General features: G+C 71.0%; 1 pseudogene. It reads right to left on the bottom strand.

What is annotated here, in order from left to right:
• Positions 1 to 41: 41 nt before the first annotated feature.
• Positions 42 to 560 (bottom strand): annotated as a pseudogene (locus ACSNOG_RS32880) (FAS1-like dehydratase domain-containing protein); the annotation flags it as partial.
• Between the last annotated feature and the right edge of the window lie 77 nt (positions 561 to 637).

Here is a 637-nt window from a genome sequence, read left to right as displayed (position 1 = left end):
CGTCTAATTCGTCGGCAGCGTCAGCTGTGTATAAGAGACAGCTTGAGGATCCGGAAGCGGTGGGTGCCGACGAGCTCGCCCGCCACCCGCAGCCGCATCGTCGTGGTGATGAAGTAGCCCGCCCCGAGCCTGGTGGTCTTACGCGGGGAGACGGTCTCGATGACGGAGTCGAAGACGATCTCGTCGCCGGGCCGCAGGGGGCGTACGTACTCCTGCTCGCAGTCGGTGGCGACGACCGCCGTGTACCCGGCGCCGTCGAGCAGGGCGAAGAGCTCGTCGTGGGCGGGGGCACGGCCGGCGGCGCGGCCCTCGGTGCGGGCGTCGGGGCGGGCCGGGGCGAGGCCGGGCAGGGTCCACGCCTGGAGCATGGTGGGCGGGGCGATCGGGTCGTCCCCGGAGTAGGCGGGGTTGGTGTCGCCCAGGGCCTCGCACCAGTGCCTGATCATCGGCTTGTTGACGGGGTCGGCAGCGGCCACGGAGACGGCCGTGGGCCTGCCTTCGAAGGGCTTGAGCAGGTGGTGCACGTCGCTGGGTACGGGCACGCGGACCCCTCCTCGCAGGTTTTTCTGACTGTCCGTCAGATTTGCGGAAGGTGTCAAGGGTCCGGACATGGCTGCGGGGGGGGGGGGGGCGGGGG

Source organism: Streptomyces sp. URMC 124 (assembly GCF_051386455.1).
In the GTDB taxonomy this organism is placed as follows: Bacteria; Actinomycetota; Actinomycetes; order Streptomycetales; family Streptomycetaceae; genus Streptomyces.
This window is presented reverse-complemented; position numbering and strand designations above follow the sequence as displayed.